4 protein-coding genes are annotated in these 6,000 nt (G+C 65.1%); 2 read left to right on the top strand and 2 right to left on the bottom strand.

The features are described from left to right. A partial coding sequence (locus tag FFS15_RS02340) for an alkyl sulfatase dimerization domain-containing protein (RefSeq protein ID WP_212743100.1) occupies window positions 1-1,983 on the top strand: 1,983 nt, incomplete at its 5' end. Between the two features lie 148 nt (window positions 1,984-2,131). Here FFS15_RS02340 and FFS15_RS02335 read toward each other — a convergent pair. Together FFS15_RS02335 and FFS15_RS02330 are read right to left on the bottom strand one after the other, a co-directional pair. Beyond that, window positions 2,132-2,632: a GNAT family N-acetyltransferase gene (locus FFS15_RS02335; protein WP_212743099.1), complete on the bottom strand. Its 501-nt coding sequence runs from the start codon at window positions 2,630-2,632 to the stop codon at window positions 2,132-2,134. 66 nt (window positions 2,633-2,698) lie between these two features. After that, window positions 2,699-5,020 (bottom strand): arylsulfatase, encoded by a 2,322-nt coding sequence (locus FFS15_RS02330; RefSeq protein WP_137843374.1) that lies wholly within the window; start codon window positions 5,018-5,020, stop codon window positions 2,699-2,701. A gap of 175 nt (window positions 5,021-5,195) precedes the next feature. Between FFS15_RS02330 and FFS15_RS02325 the strand changes: the two genes are divergently transcribed. Then, entirely contained in the window at window positions 5,196-5,990 is a 795-nt protein-coding gene (locus FFS15_RS02325; RefSeq protein WP_171013052.1) for a hypothetical protein, read from the top strand. Window positions 5,991-6,000 lie beyond the last annotated feature (10 nt).

Raw genomic sequence — 6,000 nt, 5'->3', positions numbered from 1 at the left:
GGGTGGGTGGGACGTGCCCCTCAAGGCCTGCCCGCCTTGCGCGTCGATGTAGGAGGAGACTTCGTGGTCTACACGCCCAAGGAACCGACCCGCGCCACCGTCGAAGCCAACAAGGCGGCTGAGGTCAGGTACGCGCTGGATGACCGGGACGACTTCCACGACGTCGACCGCGGGTTGATCGTCGAGATCGACAAGACGCTGAACGAGGCCGGCGAGGTCGTCTTCGACCTACAGGACGTGGATTTCATCGCCGATGACACGGCGCGGCCCGGCTCGGTCAATCCGAGCCTGTGGCGTCAATCGCAGTTGATCATCCGCTCCGGCTTGTTCAAGGTCGTCGACGGTTTGTATCAGGTGCGCGGCTCGGCGGGGGCCAACCTCACGATCGTCGATGCCCCGGAAGGCCTGGTGATCATCGACTGCACCGATTCGGTCGACTCCGCACGGCAGGGCATGGAGCTGTTCCGCCAGCACGTGAGCGACAAGCCGGTCGTGGCTGTGATCTACACGCACACTCATTTCGACCACTATGCCGGCGTGAAGGGTGTGGTCGATGAGGCGGATGTGGCATCCGGGAAGGTCCCGATTCTGGCGCCGGGCACCATCGCGTCCTTCGATAAGTTCGCGCTCGGCGAGAACGTCATCATCGGCAGCGCGATGTCACGCCGCGCGGGGTACACGTTCGCCACGATGCTGCCTCACAGCCCCGAGGAACTGGTCACCGGAGGAATCGCGACCGCCGGAAACCAGCACGTCGAGATGAGCTACATCTCACCCACCGACCCGATCACCGAGACCGGCACCACCCGCACTCTGGGCGGGTGGGCGTTCGAGTTCCTCTACGCGCCCGACACCGAGGCGCCGGAGGAGATGCACATCTGGATCCCGGAGCTCAAAGCGCTCACGTGCGGTGAGAACGCCAACCACACGATGCACAACATCCAGACGCTCCGCGGCGCCCGCACCCGCGATGCACGCAACTTCGCCCGCTACCTGGATGAGACCCTCGTGCGCTGGGGCGACGAGGCCGAAGTGCACTACGGGCCACACACCTGGCCGGTGTTCGGCCACGACAAGGTCGTCGCGTTCCTGGAATCCCAGCGCGACACGTACAAGTACATCCACGACCAGTCGCTGCGGCTAGCCAACCAAGGGCTGACCCCGATCGAGGCGGCCGAGGTCATCGAGCTGCCGCCGGCGCTGGGGCGCAAATGGTTCAACCGGTACTACCACGGCGCGCTGCACCACAATGTCCGAGCGGTGTTCAACAAGGAGCTCGGGCATTGGGACGGCGACCCGGCGTCGATCTGGCCCCTGCTGCCCGTCGACCACGCGCGACGCCACGTCGACCTGATCGGCGCCGACCGCATCCTCGAGGAGGGACGCAAAGCAATCGACGCGGCAGACTACCGGTGGGCAGTCCAGGTCCTCCACCACCTCGTCTTCGCCGACCCCGACGGCACCGATCCCGTCACCCGTGTGGCGAAGGATCTGCAAGCCGACGCTTACGAACAGCTCGGGTACCAACAGGAGGCCCCCCAGTGGCGCGGCATCTTCCTCACCGCCGCCATGGAACTGCGACAGGGCGTCCACGCCGAAGGGGCGCTCTCCACCACCAGTGCGGACACGATCCTCGCCCTGCCGACCGACATCCTGTTCGACTTCGCCGCGATCCATGTGATCGGCGAGAAGGCGGCCGAGGTCGACATCCGGATCAACATCACCGTCACCGACAAGGACGAGAAGTGGACGGTGTGGGTGGCCAACGGTGTGCTCAACGCCCGCCCGGCTCACCGCGACGACGCCCAGCTCTCCATCAGCGGCCCGAAAGCGGCGATCGTCGGCATCCTCGCGCAGCCAAAGCACGCCGCCGCCGTGCTCGAAGCCGGAAAGCTCGAAGTCACCGGCGACAGCACCGTGCTGGATACCTTCGCCTCGGTAATGGACGAATTCGACCCCGCATTCAACCTCGCCACCCCCTGACCGGCCGTCCCTCACCACCCCAAGGCACCAGGCAACGGACCAGCGGCAACGACATCAGTCGACCGATTGATCTTTTCGGCTGCCGCACTACGAAACCGGTGTCACGGTCCGGTCACCAAGGTCCGATCAACGACCCCGTTGCGTACGGTCAGGATGCGGCGGAGCGCACCATTCGGAGTTCGCGGATGCCGTCGTCGACTTGGGCGATGCCGTCGAAGTTGAACCCGTGCTTGCGATAGAACGCCTGTGCTCGAGGGTTCGGGTCGGCGACCCAAAGCTGCGCCGGATGCTCGTCCAGCACCGCCTCAAGCAATGCTGCGCCAGCACCCGAGCCGTGATCCGTGCTGCGGACGTAAAGCGTATAGAGCTGCAGGGCGGGCTCCGTGTGCTCACCCATGCTTGGCCCTGAGGATGCAAGCCCGATCATTTCGCCGTGTCGCTCTGCGACCGCAATCGTAGATGTCGAGTAGCGCGGGTCCGTGATTAGCGAGGTCCACATCCGTTCGCGACGGGATACGAACTCTGGGTCATCCAGCACACTGTCGGGCACGGTACCGCGATACGTCTCTTGCCACGAACGGACCTGCAAGCGCGCCATCGCAGCCACATCCTCAGCAACCGGCCGCCGAATTGCGAACATCGAGGTCATCAGCCGATCGTACAGATTGCTGGAAGCCCACCCGCTCGGAGAACGATCCGTTCTGGGCTTGGCGATTCAGTCCTGATCGGGTGCAGTGTCGATGACGATCTTGTGCAGTGTCCCCGTGAATCGGAAGGGTACGTCGTAGTCGCGGACGACGGGGGTGCCGGAGTCCTCACCGATGTCGAGAGTTTCGTCGGCGGAGATACGAACGGGCACGGTCTGCTCTATGCGTCCCCGCGCGACTTCCACACCATCGACGAGAATTGCGGCCTCGCCGCCGCTGCCCGGGGCGCCGCCGTCGTAACGAAAGTCGAGGACAACTTCGTGGTCGCCGGCAGGAATGCGGTCGGCACCCGTAATCGTGTATTTGTGCTGCGGGTAGTGGGAGCGCGCATAGGAGAAGGTGGGCCGGCCATCGAGAAGGTAGAGTGCGTTTCCGCCGAACCAGCCACCTTGGGTGACCAGCACCCCTTCCGCCCCACCTTCGGGAATGGTGACGGTCGCGGTGATCCGGTACGACGTGTTCTTCATGTTCGGTGCGAGACCCTCGGTGATGCGAGTCGTACCGGGATAGAACGTGTACAGGGTGCGGCTGGTGCCGTGCTGCGGCCGGTTCTCGGGGCGCAGGCGTTCGATGTAGCGATCATCGAGCGGTAGCACCTGGTTCTTCGCGGCTTCGTCGAGGAAGATCTGCCGCAAATCGGCGAGCTTCTCGGGATGCTGGGCGGCCACGTTCTCGGACTGCGTGAAGTCTTCGTCGAGGTGGTAGAGCTCCCACACGTACTCCTCGAACGGATCCGCCGTCGATTCACCCATCCCGACCCACGGCAGTCGCTTCGGAGCAGTGTTCGCCATCCACCCGTCGTGGTAGATCCCCTGGTTCGCTATGACCTCGAAGTACTGCGTGGTGTGCGTGTCTGCCGCATCGGCGTCGGCAAAGGCCGGCACGAGGCTGGTCCCGTTGAGCGGGACCTGTTGGAAGCCGTTGATGACGTCGGGCATCGGAATGCCGGCCGCATCCAGGATCGTCGGAACGACATCCGTGATGTGCGTGAATTGGCTGCGCAGCCCGCCGTTGTCGGCGATCCGCTCCGGCCACGACACCACCATCGACGTCCTCGAGCCGCCCAGGTGTGAGGCGATCTTCTTGTCCCACTGATATGGGGAGTTCATCGCGTGCGCCCAGCCGTGGGAGAACAGGTTCTGGAACCAGCGCCCGCCGAATTCGTCGACGTTCTCGACCATGAACGCCTCGTCGTCGACCAGGCCGTTCGCGAGGACGCCGATCTCGCTGGTGAGACCGTGCCCGGTCGGGTCCTCGGCGCTCGAGCCGTTGTCGCCCTGAATATAGATGATCAGGGTGTTCTCCAACTCACCGAGTTCCTCGATCGCATCGATGACCCGCCCGATCTGGTGGTCGCAGTGCGAGAGCGCAGCGGCGTAACACTCCATCTGCCGCGCGCACACCCGCTTCATGTCCTCGGACAGGTCATTCCAGCGGCGGTAATGCTCCGGTGTCGGGTTCAGCACCGCGTCCGCAGGGATGACACCGAGCTTCTTCTGCTCCTCGAACGTACGGATCCGCTGCTCATCCCAGCCGTGATCGAACTGTCCGCGGAACTTCTCTATCCACTCCTTGGGCGCATGATGCGGGGCGTGTGCGGTGCCGGGCGTGTAGTACGCGAAGAACGGCTTCTCGGGCGAGATGGATTTCTGGGTGCGGATCCACGTCACGGCGTGGTCGGCGAGGTCCGCGTCCAGGTGGTAGTCGTTCTCACGGCCAAGGTACGGATCGACCGGCTTCGTGCCCTCGAACACCGCCGGACGGAACTGGTGCGCGTCCGCACCGAGGAAGCCGTAGAAGTACTCGAACCCCAACCCGGTCGGCCACAAAGTGAAGGGACCGGCGGGCGTCGTCAGCCAGTCCGGCACGTTGTGGTTCTTACCGAACCACGCCGTGCCGTAGCCGTTCTGCGTCAGGATCTCACCGATCGTACCCACGCTGCGCGACACGATGCTGTGATACCCGGGGAACGGGGTCGAGAACTCCATGATGATGCCGGTCGACGCGACGTGGTGGTTGCGGCCCGTGATCAGCGCAGCCCTAGACGGCGAGCACAGTGCAGTCGTATGGAAACGGTTGTATCGCAGCCCACGCTCCGCGAGGCGCGCATAGGTCGGCGTCGGGATCGGCCCGCCGAACACATTGCTGGCACCGAAGCCCACGTCATCCGTCATCACCACGAGCACATTCGGCGCCCCCGCCGGGGCCGAGACCTCTGCCGGCCACTCGATCGGATCCGATCCCGCAACCGTGCGATCGATACGACCGACGCGCTGGAAGGGCTCGATCGGAAGACGTGTACGGTCGGGCCAGGAAGCACTGTCAGCCATGCCTCATTCAATCGCAGGCCACGCTACCGATCTACGGCCCGCCCGAAAATGGCGAAACCACCGGTGCCCGCTGAGGGATCCCGGGGATCGCATCGACCGCCCGCTCCTCGACGCCAACATCCGGGTCGTCGGGGCCAGGTAGGCTCCGAGTTCCGGGGTCACGACTGGAGAGCCGATGCCGACGACCGTTCAGGCGCTGTTCGACTACGTCAGCGTGCAACGAGGTGGCGCAGTGCGCTGGGGCGCCGCCGTGCCGGAGCTGCGGCCGGGCGTCTACGTGGTGTCCACTAGTGAAGATCCTGCGGACGGCAGCGGGCTCTCGACCGCGCCGGTCCAGCCCGGACAGGTGGAGCATCTCCTCCAGGCGCGGCCCGAGCTCACGGTTGACAAGTCCCGGCCTAGCTCAACACAGCTTGCTGATCGACTACGAGCGATGTGGCCAGCCGGGGAGAGTGTGGTGTACATCGGAAAGGCGACCACGGGAGTCGCTGCGCGGGTCCAGCAGTACTACAGCACCAAGATCGGCGCGCGATCCCCGCACGCGGGTGGCTGGCCGGTGAAGATGCTGGACACCCGGCTACTCTGGGTCCACTTCGGCGCGACTACGCAGTCGGGCGACATCGAGAACAAGATGGTCGACGTCTTCGAGGCGGGAGTGCCCGCGGAAGTCCGCGCTTCCCTCGTTGACCCGACCATGCCACTGCCGTTCGCCAATCTCGAGTACCCGGATCACCGACGCCGGAAGGCGCACGGCATCGGTGGAGCGAAGGCCACGCGTCGAGCCCCCTCGTCTTCCACTGACGCCGTCCTCAGTGTTCTGACCACTTCCGACTCCTCCGACCAGCGCCCGACGGTGGCTTCGTCCGCGATCGTGGCCTCGTTCGGACGTCACGTGCCGGACCGCGACTATGGCACCTGCCCGGACTGCTTCACGAAGTACACGCCGAGCGGGCGCTGCGCCTGCAACTGAGGCGGGGCGG

The sequence above is a fragment of the Microbacterium sp. 2FI genome, assembly GCF_005502885.1.
Classification (GTDB): domain Bacteria; phylum Actinomycetota; class Actinomycetes; order Actinomycetales; family Microbacteriaceae; genus Microbacterium.
This window is presented reverse-complemented; position numbering and strand designations above follow the sequence as displayed.

Excerpts from the sequence above, each read along its gene's own strand:
- FFS15_RS02335 (WP_212743099.1), bottom strand. The coding sequence starts at position 2,632 with ATGACCTCGATGTTCGCAATTCGGCGGCCGGTTGCTGAGGATGTGGCT.
- FFS15_RS02330 (WP_137843374.1), bottom strand. The coding sequence starts at position 5,020 with ATGGCTGACAGTGCTTCCTGGCCCGACCGTACACGTCTTCCGATCGAG.
- FFS15_RS02325 (WP_171013052.1), top strand. The coding sequence starts at position 5,196 with ATGCCGACGACCGTTCAGGCGCTGTTCGACTACGTCAGCGTGCAACGA.